The following is an 18,091-nucleotide window of genomic DNA, read 5'->3' as shown; positions in this document are numbered from 1 at the left end:
GGCCATGCCGTCACTGGATTCCTGCCTTCGCAGGAATGACGAGCAAGGAGCCGGTCGTTACGGCTGTATGGTTGAAGTTGCGGTAGCCGGCGCAGCGGCCGTAGTCGCCGGTGCAGGCAAGGGTTCCACCTTCGCCCCGTCGTCCGGTCGCCGCTTCAGGCCACCTTGCTTGTAGAGGTCGCTCGCCACTTGGTAATAGGCGATCGCGGTGTTCACCAGGTCCTGCTTCACCGGCACCACGGGCGTGGCGTCGCCGGTGGCGAAGTCCGGTTTCAGCTGTTCGAGGCGCTTGCGCGGTTCGAGGATGGTGAGCGTGTCGCCGTGCACGTAGCCCAGCTTCTCGTAGGTGCCGGGCAGCGCGTGGCCCTGGTCCGGCGTGACTTGGAAGACGTCCTGGCCGAAGAAGCGCGAGCGGTAGCTGAAGTCGAGCAGGCCGAGCAGGGTGGGTGGGATGTCGAGCTGGCCCAGCAGGGTTTCGACGCGCTGCGGCTTGAACTGCTTCGGCGCATAGATCCACAGCGGGATGTGGTAGTGGTTGATCGGGATGCTGGTCTTGCCCGCGCTGGACGCGCAGTGGTCGGCGGTGATCACGAACACCGTGTCGTCGAAGTACGGCTTCGCGCTGGCGCGCTTGATGAAATCCTCGATCGACCAGTCGGTGTAGGCCACCGCGCCCAGTCGCGACGGCGCCTTCCACTTCACCCGGTCGGCCGGATAGGTGTACGGGCGGTGGTTGGAGGTGGTCATGATGTGCAGGAAGAACGGCTTGCCGGCGGCCTGCGCCTCGTCCATCTGCTTCAGCGCCAGCGTGTACAGGTCCTCGTCGGCCACGCCCCACACGTTCTGGCTGTGGATAGTCGTGCCCGGCGCGATGGCGCTGCGGTCCACCGTCTTGTAGCCGTTGTGGCTGAAGAAGTAGTTCATGTTGTCGAAGTAGCCGTAGCCGCCGTACACGAACTCCGACTCGTAGCCGCGACTGTTGAAGATGTCGGCCAGCGAGAACAGGTCTTCGTTGCCGTGCTCGCGTATCAGCGAGTCGCCCGGCGTGGGCGGCACCGACAGCGACAGCGCTTCCAGCCCGCGCACCGTGCGCGTGCCGTTGGCGTAGAGGTTGTCGAAGAAGATGCTCTTGTCCACCAGCGAGTCGAGGAAGGGCGTGAGGCCCTGCTTGTTGCCGAAGGTGCCGAGGTAGTCGCCGGACAGGCTCTCCACGCTGATCAGCACCACGTTGAGGTGCTTCTCCGGTCCCGTTGCGCGGATCGCGCGGGTGAGGTCGCGCGGGTCGTTGCTGGTGAAGGTGGCGTTCGGCGCCTTGAGCTGGTCGCGCAGCAGCTTGAACGCCTCGTCGTCGGGCAGCGACTGGTAGAACTTCTTGTATTCGAGATGGCTGCTGCGGAACGCGGCGAAGAACTGGTAGACGCCGTTGCCGGCCAGTTCGTTGACGTAATTGTTGGCGGTGCGGTCCTTCATCTCGCCGTTCACGCCGGCCACCGAGACCACGGTGAGCAGCAGCCACACCAGCGGCACGCGGGCGCGTTGCCACAGCGTGCTGCCGTCGTCGCGCGCGCGCAGGCCGCGCCGGCTCAGCACGAAGGCTACCAGCGCGAACACCACCAGCAGGGCCAGCCAGGTGCCGATCGGATAGGACTCGCGGATGTTGCCGATCACCTCGGTGGTGTAGACGAGGTAGTCCACCGCGATGAAATTGAAGCGCGAGCTGAATTCGTTCCAGAACACCAGCTCCGATGCCGCCACGAACAACAGGGCATACAGCAGCACCAGCCCGAGGACGTACAGCCCCCACTGGCCGCTAGGGCGGTTGTATGCCAGCGCCGGCATCGGCAGGAAGAACAGGAACACCGCGAGGATCGGCCACGACTCGTGCACGTGCACGTGCCACAGCAGGAAGAACAACCCCAGCGTGGCCGCGTACAGCGCGGCCATGCCCACCAGGTATGCCAGCCAGCGACCCGTGCCGGCCACCGGCGCCCGCCGCGTCGGCACCAGCCACAGGAACAGCACCATCGGCCACGCCAGGTACACGAAGGTGATCAGGTCGTAGCCCAGGCCCACGCCGAACGCGTACAGCCAGTTCAGCGGATTCGGCGACACGTTGTGGCCCGACATCACCAGCAGGGCGATGCGCGTGACGAAGCTGATGGCGAGATAGGCGATGCCCAGCCACCACAGGGGACGGAAGCGCTGGCGCAACGGGGACGGGGAAAACAGGGCGCGCGACACGGGCAGCTCCAGGCAACAGAGGAAACGGGACGGCACGGGCTGGCGTCCCAAGGGCGTTATACCCGCATCGGCTTAGATGTTACATAGTTTCATTTCGGCGATCGCGCGGACGCGGGCCTGTTCCATGGCCGCGCCTATCGCCGGCCCGGCAAGCCCCTGCGCCACGAACGGTGCCGCGGTCACCGCTGCGGCGACTTCGCGGGCTTGCCGGAGATAGGCCGCCTGCGGGTAATCGTCATGTTCGTGGCCCAGGCGGCCGCGCTTGTCGGCGAGGCAGGCGGCAAGGAAAGTTTCCAGCCGCTCGGGCCGGCGCAGCGCGTCCAGCGCGGTGAGCAGCTTCAGCACCGTGGCCGGCTTCAATTCCAGCGCGCGGTGCGCGTTGAGGTGTTCGCGGCACACCAGCTCGGCCAGCGCGGCATGTTCGGTGGGCACCTTCAGCCGTACCGCCAGAGCGCGCAGGGGCGCCACGCCGCGTTGCTCGTGCATGACGTGTCGCGGCAGTTCCCCGGCCGGGGTCAGCGCCTTGCCGAGGTCGTGGGCGAGCGCGCAGAAACCCACCAGGTCGTCGCCCGGCGCGATCGTTGCCGCCGCGTCCAGCACCATCTCCACATGCACGCCGGTGTCGATCTCCGGGTGGAACTCCGCGCGCTGCGGCACGCCGTACAGCGCATCGACTTCCGGGAACAGCACGCGCAGCGCGCCCGCTTCGCGCAGCACGCGCAGGAAGGCGGAAGGCTGCGGTTCGGCCAGCGCCTTGCGCGTCTCCGCCCACACGCGTTCGGGCACCAGATGGTCCACTTCGCCCTCGGCCACCATGCGGCGGAGCAGTGCCATCGTCTCGTCCGCCACGCGGAAACCCAGCGGTGCAAAGCGCGCGGCGAAGCGCGCCACGCGCAGCAGGCGCACGGGGTCTTCCACGAAGGCCGGCGAGACATGGCGCAGCACGCGCGCCTCAATGTCGCGAGCGCCGCCGTAAGGGTCGATCAGCGCGCCATGCTCGTTCTGTGCGATGGCGTTGATGGTTAGGTCGCGCCGTGCCAGGTCCTGCTCCAGCGTCACCGACGGATCGGCCTGGAACAGGAAGCCGTGGTAGCCGCGCCCGCTCTTGCGCTCGGTGCGCGCCAGCGCGTATTCCTCGCCGGTCTGCGGATGCAGGAACACGGGGAAGTCCTTGCCCACCGGCCGGTAGCCCAGCGCCAGCAAATCCTCCGGGCGCGCGCCGGTCACCACGTGGTCGCGGTCACCCTCTGGCCTTCCCAGCAACTTGTCGCGGACCGCGCCGCCGACGAGATAAATGCGCATGGCGCGATTGTGGCATGGCGAGGCGGCCCGGCCTCTTTCCGGGACGTCTCGCTCGTGCTCGTGACGAAGGACGCGTGGCCGGATCAGGCCATGCTCATCGACTGGCCTTGATGGCCACGGATGCCGCCGTGGCAGGCGCGTTCACCGAACTCGCGGGAGCCGTCGGCGCCGCCACCACTGGGCAGCCCACGGCCTTGCGCGGCGTCATGCTGTTCGGCAACGCATAGAGCTGGCCGATCGGGGTGAGCCGGGTGGCGATCGACAAGGCATTGCCGTGCAGGCGCCAGTCGTACATCAGGCTGTAGTCCATCACGCGCGCCACGTATTCGCGGGTTTCCTTGAACGGGATAGTGGCGATGAACAGGTCCGGCGCCAGCGAGCTGCGCGCCGCCAGCCATTGATTCACCCGGCCGGGGCCGGCGTTGTAGGCGGCGCTGGCGAGCCAGGGCGCGCCGTTGTAGCGCTCGGCGAGTTGCGCGAGGTAGCGGGTGCCCAGCGCGACGTTGGTGGCCGGGTCGTACAGGCTGTCGCCGCCGGTCCATGCCATGCCGTTGCTGCGGGCCACCGCCGCCGCCGAGCTGGGGACAAGCTGCATCAGGCCGCGCGCGTCGGCACCCGAACGGGCATCGCTCATCCACGCGCTTTCGGAGCGCAGGATGCCGTAGGCCCAGGCGGGGTCGATGCCGGATTGCTTGGCTTGTTCCACCACGCCGATCTGGCTGTCCAGCGGCAGGCGCAGCGTGTAGTAGTGCATCGCCTCGTCGTGGTTGAGCGTGAACGCGGCGCGGTCGTACCAGCCGCGTGCGTCGGCGAGTTCCACGGCCAGCACCTGCGTGCGTTCGTCGCTGCCGTCGAGCGCACGCGTCCACTCGCGACGCGCCTGTTTCTGCAGGCCCACCGCGAACAGTTCGAAGGCGCGCTGCAGGCCGGGTTGCGCCAGCAGCGCCTGTTGCTGCTGCGGGTCGTCGATCGGCGCACGCGGGCAGATCGCATAGGGCTGGTTAGCCTGGTCGGCCGCGAGGTAGCCGAAGAACGTGGTCTGCTTCGCGAGGTCGGCGTAGACGGCCTGCGCCTGCTCGGCGTGGCCGGTGGCCGCCAGTGCACGGGCGCGGAACCAGCGCCATTCGTCGCCCTGCTGCTGGTCCGCCGGCATGGCCGCGATACCCGCCAGCACGCCGGGCCAGTCCTGCGCGGCCAGCGCCACGCGCACGCGCCATTCGCGGGTGGTGGCGGTTTGCGCGGAAGAGGGCAGGGCGATCAGCTGCTGCAGCGCATCGGGGTCATAGTCGCTGGCGTGGAAGATCGCCAGTGCGCGCCGGATCGCGTCGCGCTGGCTGGGGCTGAAGCTGAAGTGCGTCCGCAGTTGCTGCCACGCCGCGTCGGCATTGTCGGTGTCGCGCCGCGCCACGCTTTGCAGCGCCAGCGATGCCGCCATTCGCGCATGTGCGGTGTCGGGCCAGCTGGCTGCGGCGGCCATGGCGGACTGCGGATCGCGCAGCGCCTGCGCCAGCCATTGCGCCTCCTGGTTCTGCGGCGCAGGCAGCCAATTGGCCAGTACGGAAATGGTGCCGCCCTTGCCGGCATCGGCGGCGCCCTCGATGCGCGACCACAGGCGCGGCGTGGTCAGCAGGCCTTGATCGTGCGCGGCCTGCAGCACGGGAGTGCAGGCCCCGGGCAGGTCGGGCTTGGCCCACAGCGCCGCGAGGTCGCGGTCGAAATCCAGCGTAGCGCCGTTGGCCATGCGTGCCTGCAGGGCATCGCAGGTGAGCGCGTCGTTGCTGCCGGGTTGATACAGCGCGAGGAAGCTGTTCCAGTCCTGGCGGCGCGCAAGCTCCAGCAGGAAGTCGCGGCGCAGGTCCTGCGCGGGGATCAGGTCGGGATATTGCGCGAGATAGGCCTGCACCGTGGGCAGGTCGATCTGCTGGATGTCGTGTTCCAGCGCGGCGGCGGGCAGGTAGGGATAGAGCGGATAGCTGCGCAGCTGAGCGTCCCAGGCGTGCCAGCCGTCGCCACCCTGCTGGGCCGCCGCCCACGCCTGCTTGAACGCAGCGCGCTGGACATCGATGGATGCGGTTGCGCGTACGCCGAAGGCGGCGAGCAGGCTGCAGCACGCAAGCAACGCAGTGAGGGAGAGGCGCCGGGGCGCGGCCTTCGCAAACATGGAAACTCCTCGGTGATCCCTGCGCCGGATTGTAGTGGATGCGGCTGAATGCGCCGCCCCATGCATGGTGCCGGGGTTGCGCGCATGCCTGATAAGCTGGCGCACTTCGTTCCCGTTCGTTGCAGGCTCGCATGTCGTTTTCGCCCTCGTCCCGCGGACGTCGCCTCGTCGCCTGGTTGATGCTGGCGCTGCTCGCGCTGGCTGGCGCGGCATGGTGGTGGGCGGGTGGCCGGCCGGTGCAGTTGCCCGATGCGCCTTCGGCGCGGATCGCCTGCGTTTCCTACGCGCCGTTCCGCAAGCCGGGCGAAACGCCGCTCGACCCCAAGGCCTTCGTCAGCCCCGAGCGCATCGATACGGATCTCGCCGCGCTGTCCACGCGTTTCGACTGCGTGCGCACCTATTCGCAGGGGCAAGGCCTTTCCGCCGTGCCGGAAATCGCCGCGCGCCATCACATGCAGGTGCTGATGGGCATCTGGCTGGGCGGCAACGCGAAGGTGAATGCCGAGCAGGTCGCGCTGGGCATCGCCACCGCACGCAAGTATCCGCAGGTGCTGCGCGGCGTGATCGTGGGCAACGAGGTGCTGTTGCGCGGCGAGTTGTCGGAAACCCAGCTGGCCGGCTACATCCGCGAAGTGCGTGCGGCGTTGCCGCCGTCGATCCCGGTGAGTTATGCCGACGTGTGGGAGTTCTGGTTGCGCCATCCGAAACTCGCCGGTGCGGTGGACTACGTCACCATCCACATCCTGCCCTATTGGGAAGACCAGCCGGTGCCGCCGGAGCGTGCGATCGAGCATGTGGCAAACGTGTACTCCAGGGTGACGCAGGCCTTCCCCGGCAAGCGCGTGATGATCGGCGAAACCGGTTGGCCGAGCGAAGGCCCGACGCGCCGTGGCGCCGCCGCGAGCCTGGTGAACGAGGCTCGCTACCTGCGCGAATTCCTGCGCTACGCGGCCAGCGTGAACATGCCGTACAACGTGATCGAAACCTTCGACCAGCCGTGGAAGCGCGCCCAGGAGGGCACGGTGGGCGGCTACTGGGGCATCTTCGACGTGCATGCGCGACCCAAGTTCGCGATGCAGGGGCCGGTGGTCGAGATTCCGGACTGGTGGCTGGGTTGGCTGGCGGGTGCTGCAGGCGCGCTGCTGTTTGCGCTGGCAGGCTTCCATCGCCGGCGCTGGCAGCGCGAACGCGGCTGGCTGGTGCTGGCGATGGCCGGCTTCGCCAGCGGCACGGCGGTGGCATGGCAGGTGCGGCAGATGATCTACGCGTGCCGCGACGCGTGGGAGTGGTCGATCTCCATCGTGGCGTGCCTCGCCGCGCTGTTCACCGCATTGCGGCTGGCGAGCTGGCTGGCGGGACGTCTTGCCAGTGCGCCATTCAAACCCGCACCCGCAGGCCGGTTGCGCAGCATGTGGCTGTTCGTGCTGGCGCTGTATGGCTTGCTGTTGGTGTTCGACGGCCGCTATCGCGATTTCCCCATGGGCCTGTTCGCGCTGCCTTGCGCAGGCTACGCCTTGACCGCGTGGCTGGACGAGCGACGGCGCATGCCTTCGCGCGAGGCGCTGTTCCTCGCCGCGTGGCTGCCCGTGCTGGGTGGCGCGACGGTGGCGATGGAGCTGGGCGAGAACCCGGTGACGTGGCTGTGGCTGGCACTGAACGTGTCGATCGCCGCAGCAGTGTTCGCTGCGTGGCGGCGTGCGCGCGCCGTGCCGGTTATGCTCGACGAATCTCGTTGAAAAGGGTGGAAAGCATGCGTCTCGACAAGCAACGTATCGTGGTGACCGGTGCCTTCGGCACGCTGGGTGCGGCGGTGGTGCGCGCGGCGCTGGATGCAGGCGCGCAGGTGGCGGCGATCGACCGCGCGCCGGTGCCGGCGAACCTGGGCGCGGCGCATGGCATCGGCGGTGTGGATCTCGCCGACACCGCCGAGGCGAAACGCGCCATCGATGCCGCCGCCGAAGCGATGGGCGGCCTCGATGCGCTGGTGAACATCGCGGGCACGTTCCGCTGGGAGACGCTGGCCGACGGCGACCCGGACACCTGGGACCTGCTTTACCGCATCAACCTGCGCACCGCGGTGGCGGCGAGCAAGGCTGCGCTGGCGCACCTGCCCGACGGGCGCGGGCGCGTCGTCAACATCGGCGCGAATTCGGCGTTGAAGGCCGGCGCGGGCGTGGGTGCCTACACCGCGTCCAAGGCGGGCGTGATGCGTCTCACCGAATCGCTGGCCGAGGAGCTCAAGCCGCGCGGCATCACCGTCAACGCGCTGTTGCCGAGCATCATCGATACGCCGCCGAATCGCGCCGACATGCCGGATGCGGATTTCGATCGCTGGGTGAAGCCCGAGCAGCTGGCGGAGGTGATCGTGTTTCTGCTTTCCGATGCGGCCAGTGCGATTACCGGGGCGTTGATTCCGGTGGTCGGGCGGGTCTGATCGACACGGTCGTCGGCGCTTGAATCGGGTGCAGGCGATGCTTGCCGGTATGTGTTTGCAAGCGACAGGCGGTTTCGTGCCGGTGCACGATAGGTCGCTGCAGGCGGGCCATGCTGCGGAGACAGAAGGTACGCGCAGGCATTCGCCGGCTCCTCGACCCGGACTCTAAGAAATGCGTCAGCCGCGCGCAAAGAACGCGCGGAATGCTTCCGCCACGCGCTCGATTCCCGAGTCGTCGATGTCGAGATGCGTCACCAGCCGCAGCGTGGGCAGGTAGCCGATGCTGATGCGGATGCCGGCGTCGCGCAGGTGAGCATCGAGGGCCTGCAGGCGTTCGACCGGCACATCGACGAACACCATGTTGGTGTGCTGGCCGAGCAGGTTCACGCCGGGGATATCGTGCAGGCGGTCGGCGAGCCAGGCTGCGCGGCGATGGTCGTCGGCCAGCCGCGCCACGTGGTGGTCGAGCGCGTGCAGGCACGCGGCAGCGAGCATGCCGGCCTGGCGCCAGCCGCCGCCGGTCACCTTGCGCCAGCGTCGCGCTCTTTCGATCAGCGGCGCGGAACCGACCAGCACCGAACCGACCGGTGCGCCCAAGCCCTTCGACAGGCACACCGACACGCTGTCGAAGTGCTGTGCGATGGCGCGCGCCGACACGCCGTCCGCCACCGCCGCGTTGTAGATACGCGCGCCGTCGAGATGCAGTGCGAGGCCGCGCTGGCGGGCGAAGTCGTGCGCGTTGCGCAGGTAGTCCTGCGGCAGCACGCGGCCGTGCCAGGTGTTTTCCAGCGCAAGCAGCCGGCTGCGCGCGAAATGCGGATCGACGGGCTTGATCGCCGCGGCGAGGCGATCAAGCGGCAGTGTGCCGTCCGCATCCTGCACGATGGGCTGCGGCTGGATCGAGCCCAGCACCGCGGCGCCGCCGCCTTCGAACTTGTAGGTGTGCGCGTCCATGCCGACGAGGTATTCGTCGCCACGTTCGCAATGGCTCATCAGCGCGAGCAGGTTGCTCTGCGTGCCGCTGGGCACGAACAGCGCGTCCTCGAAGCCGAGCTCGTCGGCGAGGCGGCGCTGCAGCGCATTGACGGTGGGGTCTTCGCCGTAGACGTCGTCGCCCACTTCGGCGTCCAGCATCGCGGCGCGCATCGCCGGCGTGGGGCGGGTGACGGTGTCGCTGCGCAGGTCGACCACGTTCATCGCCGGTATTCCCCGATGCGTCAGGCGTGCTTGCGGAAGTACAGCCACGCCGCCAGCGCCAGCAGAGCCGCGGGCAGCAGGTTGGCGAGCAGCGGCGGTATGCCGTAGACGGTGCCGAAGTTCACGATGGCCTTCTGTAGGAAGTACCAGGTGATCGCCAGCAGCATGCCGATGAAGATGCGCTTGCCCAAGCCGCCCGAGCGCATGGTGCCGAACGCGAACGGCATCGCGCACAGCACCAGCACCAGCACGTTGAGCGCATACAGTGCACGCGTCCAGAACTCTACCGCGTAGACGCCCGGGCGTTCCCCGTTGGCCTCCAGGTAGCGCATGTTGCGGCGCAGGTCGCGCATCGACAGGTACTGCGGCTGGATCGCCGATTGCGCCAGCACCTGCGGATTGAGGCTGGTGTTCCACTGCTCGCTGGGAGCGGTGCGGCTGTGCACGCCGGTGTCGTCCAGCGTGGTGCTGCGCACGTCGTGCAGGATCCAGTTGCGGCCGTTGTGGTCGGCGGTCTTGGCCTGGTCGAAACGGGTGAGCTGCTGGCCGTCCTGGGTGAGGGTGAACACGCGCACGTCGATGAGCTGCACGGCATCGTGGTCACCGGCACGTACCGCCACGGCACCACCGCGCGCATTGATGATGCGATTGCCGTCGCGTGCCCACATGCCGCTGCCGGTGCTGCCGATGTTGTTGGCCTTCAGGCGCAACTGCATGCCATTGCCAAGCTGGTCGCCCCATGGCGCGACGGTTTCGCCCATGAGCACCACACCCACGATCAACACGGCGATCACGCCGGTGGCCGACACGGCGATGCGCAGCCGCGACATGCCGGAGGCACGCAACGCGGTGAGTTCGCTGGTTGCGGCCAGGCCGCCCAGGCCCAGCAGGCTGCCGATCAGGGCGCCGTTGCCGAACATTTCGTAGGCGCGGCGCGGTGTGGTCACCAGCACGTACACCGTGGCGTCGGTCAGCGTGTAGCCGTTCTTGCCGATGTTGGCGAGTTGGCGCATGAACTGGGTCACCGCGTCGAAGCCGGTGAGCACCAGCCACACGCCGATCACCGAACCGAGCACGCTGAGCGCCACCAGCTTGTCCGTGCGCTTGAGGGCGAGGCTCATGCGGACAGCGCCTTGTTGTTGCCAGACTTGTCGTCGCGCGGCTTGCGCGGCGCGTATTGCTTCCACCACAGCCAGCCGGCGAAGGCCAGCATCACGAGGTGCAATATCCACATCGCGGTCTGGTGGTGCCAGTGGCCCTTGTCGAGCTGTGCGCGGCATAGCGCCAGCAGCACGTAGTAGAGATAGAAGGTGGCCACCGCCAGCATCAGCCGGCCGTAGCGCGGTTCGCGCGGGCTCTGGCGCGACATTGGCAGTGCCAGCAGCAGCATCACCAAGGTCAGCGCGGGAGCGTTGGTGCGCCAGGCCAGTTCGGCACGCGCATCCGGCGTTTCGGTGCGCAGCAGCTGCAGCGTGGTCATGCTTTCGGCCGGATCGTTGCTGTCGTCGTTGTCGGTCACGGTGGAAAGCGCGCTGTCATTGCGCTCGTACTGCATCCGCCGCCAGTTGTCCGCGCCCAGCGGGATGTCGTACTGCCAGCCGGTGTGGAACGAGATGAAGCGGTTGGAGCCGTTGCTCTCCTGGTACAGGTTGCCGTTGTCGCCGGTGACCACCTTGATGTGGTCCGGGCCGCCCCTGGCCGGGCGCTGGGTGGCGACGAAGCTGCGCCCGAGCTTGGTACCGTCCTGGCTGAGCGTGTCGGTGAAGACGATGCCGCCCTTGCCCGGCAGCTCGGTGAAGCGGCCGGCGTCGAGGCCGGCGGCGATCACCGAGCGGTTGGCCACGGCGACCAGGTTGTCGCTGGTGGCTGCGGCCCACGGTCCCAGCCACAACGCCACCACGCAGGTGAGCAAGACCAGGACCGTGGCGAGGATGGCCGCGGGCCGCAACAATCCCTTCGGGCCCATGCCGGAAGACATCAGCACGTGCATCTCGCTCTCGCGGTACATGCGGCCCAGCGCCATCAATACGCCGATCATGCTGGCCAGCGGCAGCATGTTGGTGAGCTTTCCGAGCGTCTGCAGGCCCAGCACCTGGAACATCACGCTGGCCGGGAAGCTGCCCTTGGCCACTTGCTGCAAGACACCGGCGAACGCGGTGCCGGCGACGATCACCGTGAGCACCACCAGGGCGGCAACTACGGTTTGCGCCAGTTCACGCAGTAGATAGCGGTCGAGAATGCTCAGCATGCGATAGACTTGTGGGCTTTCGTCAACGCCGACGGTGTATCGGCGAACCGCCAGTCTAGCCGGTTCCCCGCCTGTCGCGCCCACGCAGGAACATGCCATGGCCCTCCAGTTCAGTCTTGCCACCGCCGCCCCCGAAGCCGCCGATACCGCCTGCGTAGTGGTAGGCGTGTACGAACAGGGTGTGCTGACCAGTGCGGCGGCTCGGGTGGACAGCGCCAGCGGCGGCGCGATCAAGCGCCAGGTGGAAAGCGGCGACATCAGCGGCAAGGGCGGCAGCACCACCGTGCTGTACGCGCCCGCCGGCATCGCGGCGAAGCGCGTGCTGGTGGTGGGCCTGGGTACGCAGAAGGGCTTCGATGCCGCGCGCTATCAGAAGGTGGCCATCGAGGCCGCGCGTGCACTGGGCAGGCTGCCGCTGACCGAAGCGGTTTCGTACCTCGCCGAAGTGGAAGTGCCCGGCCACGATGCCGCCTGGCGCGTGCGCACGGCCGCGCTGGCCGCCGACCATGCCGCCTATCGCTACACGGCCACCTTCAAGCCGCGCGAGAAAGCCGCGCAGCCGGAGCTGGCCAGTGTGGCTTTCGCCGCCGGTGCCGAAGTGCAGGGCGGCCTCGACCAGGCCATCGCGATCGCCGAAGGCGTGCGTTTCGCCCGCGAGCTGGCCAACCTGCCGCCGAACATCTGCAACCCGGCCTACATCGCCGCCCAGGCACAGGCCTTCGCCGATGCGCACGACAAGGTTTCCTGCCGCGTGCTCGACCACGTGGAAATGGAGCAGCTGGGCTTCGGTTCGCTGCTCGCGGTAGGCCGCGGTTCGGTCAACAAGCCCAAGCTGGTCGCGCTGGAATACAAGGGCGGCGCCGACGGCGTGGCGCCCTATGCCTTCGTCGGCAAGGGCATCACCTTCGACACCGGCGGCATCAGCCTCAAGCCCGGCCCGGGCATGGAAGAGATGAAGTTCGACATGGGCGGCGCGGCCGGCGTGCTGGGCGCCTTCGTCGCCGCGGTGAAGATGGGCCTCGAGCACAACCTGGTCTGCGTGGTGCCCGCGGCGGAGAACATGCCCGACGGCGACAGCTACCGTCCCGGCGACGTGCTTACCAGCCTGTCCGGCCTCACCATCGAGGTGCTCAACACCGATGCGGAAGGCCGCCTGATCCTCTGCGACGCGCTCACCTGGACCGCGCAGACCTTCAAGCCGCAGGCCATCGTCGATGCCGCCACGCTCACCGGCGCCTGCGTGATCGCGCTGGGCAAGCATGCCAGCGGCCTGTTCAGCAAATACGACGATCTCGCCGGCGAGCTGCTCGCCGCAGGCGAGCGCACGCTGGACCGCGCATGGCGCATGCCGCTGTGGGACGACTACCAGGTGCAGCTCGACTCCGGCTTTGCCGACGTCGCCAACATCGGCGGCAAGAGCGCCGGCGCGATCACTGCCGCCTGCTTCCTCGCGCGCTTCGCCGAAGGCCAGCGCTGGGCGCACCTCGACATCGCCGGCACGGCATGGGACGAAGGGCGCAAGGGCCTGGCCACCGGCCGCCCGGTGGCGCTGCTGGCGCAGTGGCTGATCGACAGGCACTGACGGGGCGGGGAATCGGGCGGGTCGATTGCCTCTACCATTCCCCATCACCGAGACCTTGGTCCTCTCTCCCATGCGCGCCGACTTCTACCTGATCGACAAGCAGCGCTTCCGCGAGCAGCCGTTGCTGCTGGTGTGCGAGCTGGCGAAGCGCGCGTTCGCGGCACAGCAGCCCACGCTGATCCTGACCCGCGACCACGCGCAGGCCGAGGCCATCGACGAGTTGCTGTGGGCGTTCGACGAAGATGCCTTCATTCCACACCAGCTGGCCGGCGACGAAGACGACGCGGACACCGCGGTGCTGATCGTCCCGCCCGGCGTGGACACGCCCGACCGTCCCCTGCTCATCAACCTGCGCGAAGACTGCGCCAGCGGCAACTTCCAGCGCGTGCTCGAAGTGATACCTGCCGACGAGGCCGAGCGCACGGGGTCGCGCGAGCGGTGGAGCGAGTACAAGCGGCGCGGCTTCGAGTTGTCCAAGCACGACATGTGATCGCCGGAGTCGCCCAGCGGAGCAGGGTGTCCTTGGTGGGCGTGAAGTCGCGGAGAGCCTCGCTCCGACGCTTGTCCGCCGTCTTGTTTTTCCGGGGAACTCCCGCCGGAAAGCCGGAGTCAAGGCTCAGGCGCACCGAATGGGTGCGCGCCTCCGGAGGGAATCATGAAGAAGCTGGCATGCAAGGCATTCGCCCTTGCCGCGGGAGCGCTGATCGCGCCTTGCGCCATGGCCGCGTCGTCGGGTCCGAAGCCTGAAGACCGCGACACGGCGGCGCTGCGCACGTTGTGGAACAGCTATCAACAAGCCGTGGCGAGGAAGGATGCCGCGGCATTGCTGGGGATGTATGCGAGCGGAGACGTTCCCGTGATCGGCGCCTTTGCCCCGAAGTCCTATGCGGTCGTCACCGCGGCCAACAAGCAGCCCGTGCCTCGCACTCTCCCCACCACCGCGAAGGAGAGCGTAGTTGGCGAAGTCCGCATGCCTCCGGACCAGACCGAAAACCTACGCATCGAGTCGGATGGCGAGGTGGGATCGATCTCCTGGGACTACAAGGCTGCCGTAGGACATGGCCGCCTCATCTGGACGACAGTTCATACGAATGACGGGTGGAAGATTTCTTCGGTCCTCTACTCGATCAATGTCCCGGCTGCGGACAAGGCCAATACGCCCGGGTAGCGGGCGGCGAGGGCGCCCATGCATCGAAGCGAAGCATGCTTGGCGAATCGGGCATGAGGCGCGGGCCAGCTGCTCGCGCTCTGTTCTATTCGACGGTTTCGCCTTCGCCTTCGACCACGCTCGCCAGCGCCGCCATCAGCTGCTCGCCGGTGAGCGGTTTGCGCAGGAAGCCATCCATGCCGGCTTCGCGCGCCTGCGTCTCGTCGGTGGCGCTGGTGCGTGCGGTCACCGCCACGATGGGCAGGCGACGATCCGTTTCGCGCCGGCGGATCAGTCGCGACAACTGGAAACCGTCCACGCCGGGCAGGTCGAGGTCGAGCAGCATGGCGTCGTAATGGCCGCGGTCCAGTTCGGCCAGTGCCAGCAGGCCGTTCACCGCATGGTGAATGGTATGTCCCTGTTGCTGCAGCAGGCCGACGATGACGGTGGCCACGGTGGGATCGTCTTCCACCAGCAGCAGGTTCAGGTTGCGCCTGTGGCCCGGCAGCGGCGGCGTCCGTCCGTCGTTCGCATGTTCCGCCTCGATCAACGGCAGGCGCACCAGGAAGGTGCTGCCATGGCCAAGCTGCGACTGCAGTTCGATGCTGCCGCCCATCATCTCCACCAGCTCGCGGCAGATCGACAGGCCCAGGCCGGTGCCGGAGCTGCGCTGCGGACTGTCTTCCTGTTCGAAACGCTGGAACAGCCGCGCCCGGCTGCCCTCGGGAATGCCCGGGCCGGTATCGGTCACACTGAACACGAGTTGCCCCGCGTCGCATGATGCGCGCAGCGTGATGCTGCCCAGCAGGGTGAATTTCAGAGCATTGCCCACGAGGTTCAGCAGGATCTGCTTGATGCGCACCGCGTCGCCGACGGCCAGCGCGGGCAGGTCGTCGGCCATCTCCACCACGAAGCGCAGGCCCTTGCTCCAGGCCAGCCCCTGTTCGAGCTGCGCCACCTCGTGCACCAGCTGGCGCGGATCGTAGGGTGCCTGTTCCAGCTCCATGCGCCCGGCTTCGATGCGCACCAGGTCCAGCGTGTCGTTGAGCAGCTTCAGCAGCACGCCGCCGGAATGCTGCATGGCCCGCGCGTAATCGCGCTGCCGTTCGTCGAGCGGCGTGTTGAGCAGCAGTTCGGCCATGCCCATGACGCCGGTCATCGGCGTGCGGATCTCGTGGCTGAGCGTGGCGAGGAAGCGGGTCTTCGCTTCGCTGGCCTGTTCGGCCATGGCGTGCCGCTGTTCGATCAGCTCGATGCGGTGGCGTTCCGCCAACCGGCGTCGCCAAGCCCGCAAAATCCAGCCTGCCACCGCTGCCAGCACCGCCACATACAGCAGCCACGCCCACCAGCGCTGCCATGGCGGCGCCTGCACTTCGATGTGCAACGGCGAGGGCAGTTGCGTCCACGTGCCGCTCGCGCCGGCGGCCATCACGTCTAGCGTGTAGCTGCCCGCGCGCAGGCCGGCGAATTCGCGCTCGCCGCGGTTGTCGACATCGACCCAGGAGGAATCGAAGCCGTGCAGGCGGTAGCGATAGCGATTGGCCGAGGGATCGACATAGGAAACCAGCCGCGTCTGCACATGCAGGTCGCGGTCGCGCCAGCCGAGCCGCAGCGTTTTCCCTGGCGTGGTATCGAGGAAGCGGATGCTGCCGCCGCGGTTCACGGTGAGCTGGCTGAGGATCAGCTGCGGGGTCTTGCCCTGCACTTGCTGCGGCAATCCGCCGGGACGGAAACCCACCACGCCGCCGTTGCTCGCGGCGAGCAGGCTGCCGTCCGGAAGCCAGGCCGTGGAGCCGCCGGGGAACTCGGCATTGGACAAACCCTGCGCCGCCGCGAAGCTGGTGAACCGATGCGTGCGCGCATCCATGCGCCACAGGCCGGGGTTGGCGAAGATCCAGACGTTGCCTTGCGGATCCGCGCGTATCGCCATCAGGTTGGCCAGGAACGGCTGGTGGCTGATGTCGATCGACTGGTCCGATGTCGCCACGCCCGAGGCATAGCGATAATGCGTGAGGTGCTCCTGCGTCGCTGTCCAGAACCCGCTGGCGTCGAAATCCACGGCGAGCACTTCCTGCTGTGGCATGCCGGGCACCGAAACCATGCGACCGCTGCCTTCGTCCAGCCTCAGCAGGCCGCCGCCGCTGGCATACCAGAGCGTGCCGTCGTGGCTCACGAGCTGGTCGGCGATCGCGGTGTCCGGCACGCCCGCAGGCGTCGGCACGGGGCTGATGACGAGGCTGTCCGGATCGATCGCGTAGAGGCCTTCGCTCCACGAGGCCACATAGATCTTGCCGTCGCCCGGGGCTTGCATGAACACGGGACGCGACACGTGCGCCTTGGCGATGTCGAGCTGCGTCACCTTACCGTTGTCCAGCCGGAACACGGCCCCGCTCTCGGTGACCCAGATGCGCCCCTTGGCGTCCTGCGCCATCGCGAGGATGTCGCCGCGCAGATCATGGCTGAGATGTTCCACTGTGCCGTGAGCCACATCCAGCGCGTCGATCCAGCCGTCGAAACCGCCCACCAGCAGACGTCCGTCGCGGGCCGTCTGCACGCTCATCGCGGAAACGCCGCTCAGGCTGTCCGGGTCGTCCGGGACATGCGTGAACCGCGCGAAGCTGCCCCAGGCCGGCGGCAGATAGGCCAGGCCGGATTTGTCGAGGGCAAACCACAGGCCGCCCTCGCGGTCGCGCAACACCTGCCAGATGCGATCGTCGGGCAGGCCGCCGGGCAGCAAGGGATGGCTGGTGATGTGCTGCAGGCCGCCATGGCCGTCGTCGAACAGGATGCCCTTGGTGCCGACCATCCACAGCCGGCCCTGCGCATCGCGTACGCTCGAGGTGATGGAGGCGTCCAGTGCCGCGAGGCGGCTGTCCGCGAGTGGTCGGGCCACGCCGTCCTTGCCGATCACCAGCAGGCCCGTCGAGGTCGAGACGCGGATGTCGCCGGGGATGCCCTGGATATGCCAGACCTTGTGCAGGTCCTCATGGAATCCGGGCGCCATCGGCACGGCGTGGATGTTGCCGTCCGCCTCGCGCACGAACAGCCCGTTGTTGCCGCCTATCCAGAGCCTGCCGTCGGCATCGGCCAGCAGGACGCGAACCGCCATCCCGTCGGTGCTCCCGCTGACGGGCAATGCGATGTGATCGAAGCTGTCGAAATCCGGGCGCAACCGATCCAGGCCGGACTGCGTGGCTACCCACAGCGCGCCATCCGGCGTCTGCGCGATGCTCCACACCTCGTCGTTGGCAAGGCTGTCCGCTTTTTTCGCGTCATGCGTCCATTCGTGGAAACGATGGGTGCGCTGGTCGTAACTGATCAGGCCGCTGGTGACGCCGCCCATCCACAACCGGTTGCCGCGGTCGACGTACAGCGCATAGGTCTGGTCCGCCGGAAGCGAATCCGGATCGTCGGGCGAGTGGCGGAATACCTTGAAGTTGACGCCGTCGTAGCGCACCAGCCCTTCGGCCGAGCCGAACCACAGGATGCCGTCGTGGTCCTGGGCGATGGCATAGACCGCACCCGACGGGATGCCGTCGGCCTGTCCGTAATGACGGAACTGCGGAGTGGCAAGCAGCCCTGGGGTGCTGGCGGTTGCGGCAACGTCCGCATGCTGCGTGTCGGCCGCGGCCGCCGTGGGTGCGGCGGCCGACAAGAAGGCCCCGAGTACGAGCGATGCAAACATGGATGACGTATTCCCCTGCCTCTGGCGGATCATGCCAAAACCGGGAAACCGGCGCGAGCCGGGGCGGTCTGGTCATCGATCTTCCAGGCGAACG

At 67.9% G+C, this 18,091-nt stretch carries 12 protein-coding genes; 5 read left to right on the top strand and 7 right to left on the bottom strand.

The genetic code is table 11. The annotated features are described in order from the left end of the window. Positions 1–57: 57 nt before the first annotated feature. From IHE46_RS02045 to IHE46_RS02035, 3 genes are all read right to left on the bottom strand, one after another. A complete protein-coding gene (locus IHE46_RS02045) occupies positions 58–2,241 on the bottom strand; it encodes an LTA synthase family protein (protein ID WP_343229973.1) in 2,184 nt (727 codons plus the stop codon). 72 nt (positions 2,242–2,313) lie between these two features. Further along, on the bottom strand, positions 2,314–3,543 hold the full coding sequence (locus IHE46_RS02040) for a multifunctional CCA addition/repair protein (RefSeq protein ID WP_192162931.1): 1,230 nt from the start codon (positions 3,541–3,543) through the stop codon (positions 2,314–2,316). Positions 3,544–3,637: 94 nt separating this feature from the next. Beyond that, positions 3,638–5,704 carry a transglycosylase SLT domain-containing protein gene (locus tag IHE46_RS02035; protein WP_192162930.1) on the bottom strand — a complete coding sequence of 689 codons (2,067 nt, stop codon included), beginning with the start codon at positions 5,702–5,704 and terminating at the stop codon, positions 3,638–3,640. Positions 5,705–5,835: 131 nt separating this feature from the next. On the opposite strand from IHE46_RS02035, the gene IHE46_RS02030 reads away from it, so the two are divergent. Continuing rightward, entirely contained in the window at positions 5,836–7,440 is a 1,605-nt protein-coding gene (locus IHE46_RS02030; RefSeq protein ID WP_192162929.1) for a DUF2339 domain-containing protein, read from the top strand. Positions 7,441–7,454: 14 nt separating this feature from the next. Then, positions 7,455–8,138, top strand: coding sequence for an SDR family NAD(P)-dependent oxidoreductase (locus IHE46_RS02025; protein WP_192162928.1), 684 nt, complete (start codon positions 7,455–7,457; stop codon positions 8,136–8,138). A 177-nt stretch (positions 8,139–8,315) separates the two neighbouring features. Here IHE46_RS02025 and ltaE read toward each other — a convergent pair whose 3' ends face one another. Genes ltaE through lptF form a run of 3 tightly spaced genes read right to left on the bottom strand, consistent with a single transcriptional unit; the run spans position 8,316 to position 11,583 of the window. Continuing rightward, positions 8,316–9,335 carry a low-specificity L-threonine aldolase gene (gene ltaE, locus IHE46_RS02020; RefSeq protein WP_192162927.1) on the bottom strand — a complete coding sequence of 340 codons (1,020 nt, stop codon included), beginning with the start codon at positions 9,333–9,335 and terminating at the stop codon, positions 8,316–8,318. A 20-nt stretch (positions 9,336–9,355) separates the two neighbouring features. Continuing rightward, positions 9,356–10,456, bottom strand: coding sequence for an LPS export ABC transporter permease LptG (gene lptG, locus IHE46_RS02015; protein ID WP_192162926.1), 1,101 nt, complete (start codon positions 10,454–10,456; stop codon positions 9,356–9,358). Next, positions 10,453–11,583, bottom strand: coding sequence for an LPS export ABC transporter permease LptF (lptF, locus tag IHE46_RS02010; RefSeq protein WP_192162925.1), 1,131 nt, complete (start codon positions 11,581–11,583; stop codon positions 10,453–10,455). Before lptF ends, lptG begins: the two co-directional genes overlap by 4 nt. Before the next feature lie 97 nt (positions 11,584–11,680). Between lptF and IHE46_RS02005 the strand changes: the two genes are divergently transcribed. The 3 genes from IHE46_RS02005 to IHE46_RS01995 all read left to right on the top strand — a co-directional run bounded on the left by IHE46_RS02005 (position 11,681) and on the right by IHE46_RS01995 (position 14,333). After that, positions 11,681–13,165 carry a leucyl aminopeptidase gene (locus IHE46_RS02005; protein WP_192162924.1) on the top strand — a complete coding sequence of 495 codons (1,485 nt, stop codon included), beginning with the start codon at positions 11,681–11,683 and terminating at the stop codon, positions 13,163–13,165. Positions 13,166–13,235: 70 nt separating this feature from the next. Next, positions 13,236–13,655 carry a DNA polymerase III subunit chi gene (locus IHE46_RS02000; RefSeq protein ID WP_192162923.1) on the top strand — a complete coding sequence of 140 codons (420 nt, stop codon included), beginning with the start codon at positions 13,236–13,238 and terminating at the stop codon, positions 13,653–13,655. A gap of 165 nt (positions 13,656–13,820) precedes the next feature. Continuing rightward, the gene (locus tag IHE46_RS01995) at positions 13,821–14,333 is read left to right on the top strand and encodes a hypothetical protein (RefSeq protein WP_192162922.1); all 513 of its coding nucleotides are present in this window, start codon (positions 13,821–13,823) and stop codon (positions 14,331–14,333) included. A gap of 85 nt (positions 14,334–14,418) precedes the next feature. Here the strand turns inward: IHE46_RS01995 and IHE46_RS01990 are convergent, their stop codons facing one another. After that, positions 14,419–17,997: a hybrid sensor histidine kinase/response regulator gene (locus IHE46_RS01990; RefSeq protein ID WP_192162921.1), complete on the bottom strand. Its 3,579-nt coding sequence runs from the start codon at positions 17,995–17,997 to the stop codon at positions 14,419–14,421. Between the last annotated feature and the right edge of the window lie 94 nt (positions 17,998–18,091).

The organism is Rhodanobacter sp. DHG33, assembly GCF_014843005.1.
Classification (GTDB): domain Bacteria; phylum Pseudomonadota; class Gammaproteobacteria; order Xanthomonadales; family Rhodanobacteraceae; genus Rhodanobacter_A.
Note: the sequence above shows the minus strand (reverse complement) of the source record. Positions and strands in the feature narration are given on the sequence as shown.

Excerpts from the sequence above, each read along its gene's own strand:
- ltaE (WP_192162927.1), bottom strand. The coding sequence starts at position 9,335 with ATGAACGTGGTCGACCTGCGCAGCGACACCGTCACCCGCCCCACGCCG.
- lptG (WP_192162926.1), bottom strand. The coding sequence starts at position 10,456 with ATGAGCCTCGCCCTCAAGCGCACGGACAAGCTGGTGGCGCTCAGCGTG.
- IHE46_RS02035 (WP_192162930.1), bottom strand. The coding sequence starts at position 5,704 with ATGTTTGCGAAGGCCGCGCCCCGGCGCCTCTCCCTCACTGCGTTGCTT.
- IHE46_RS02030 (WP_192162929.1), top strand. The coding sequence starts at position 5,836 with ATGTCGTTTTCGCCCTCGTCCCGCGGACGTCGCCTCGTCGCCTGGTTG.
- lptF (WP_192162925.1), bottom strand. The coding sequence starts at position 11,583 with ATGCTGAGCATTCTCGACCGCTATCTACTGCGTGAACTGGCGCAAACC.
- IHE46_RS02025 (WP_192162928.1), top strand. The coding sequence starts at position 7,455 with ATGCGTCTCGACAAGCAACGTATCGTGGTGACCGGTGCCTTCGGCACG.
- IHE46_RS01995 (WP_192162922.1), top strand. The coding sequence starts at position 13,821 with ATGAAGAAGCTGGCATGCAAGGCATTCGCCCTTGCCGCGGGAGCGCTG.
- IHE46_RS02000 (WP_192162923.1), top strand. The coding sequence starts at position 13,236 with ATGCGCGCCGACTTCTACCTGATCGACAAGCAGCGCTTCCGCGAGCAG.
- IHE46_RS01990 (WP_192162921.1), bottom strand. The coding sequence starts at position 17,997 with ATGTTTGCATCGCTCGTACTCGGGGCCTTCTTGTCGGCCGCCGCACCC.
- IHE46_RS02040 (WP_192162931.1), bottom strand. The coding sequence starts at position 3,543 with ATGCGCATTTATCTCGTCGGCGGCGCGGTCCGCGACAAGTTGCTGGGA.
- IHE46_RS02005 (WP_192162924.1), top strand. The coding sequence starts at position 11,681 with ATGGCCCTCCAGTTCAGTCTTGCCACCGCCGCCCCCGAAGCCGCCGAT.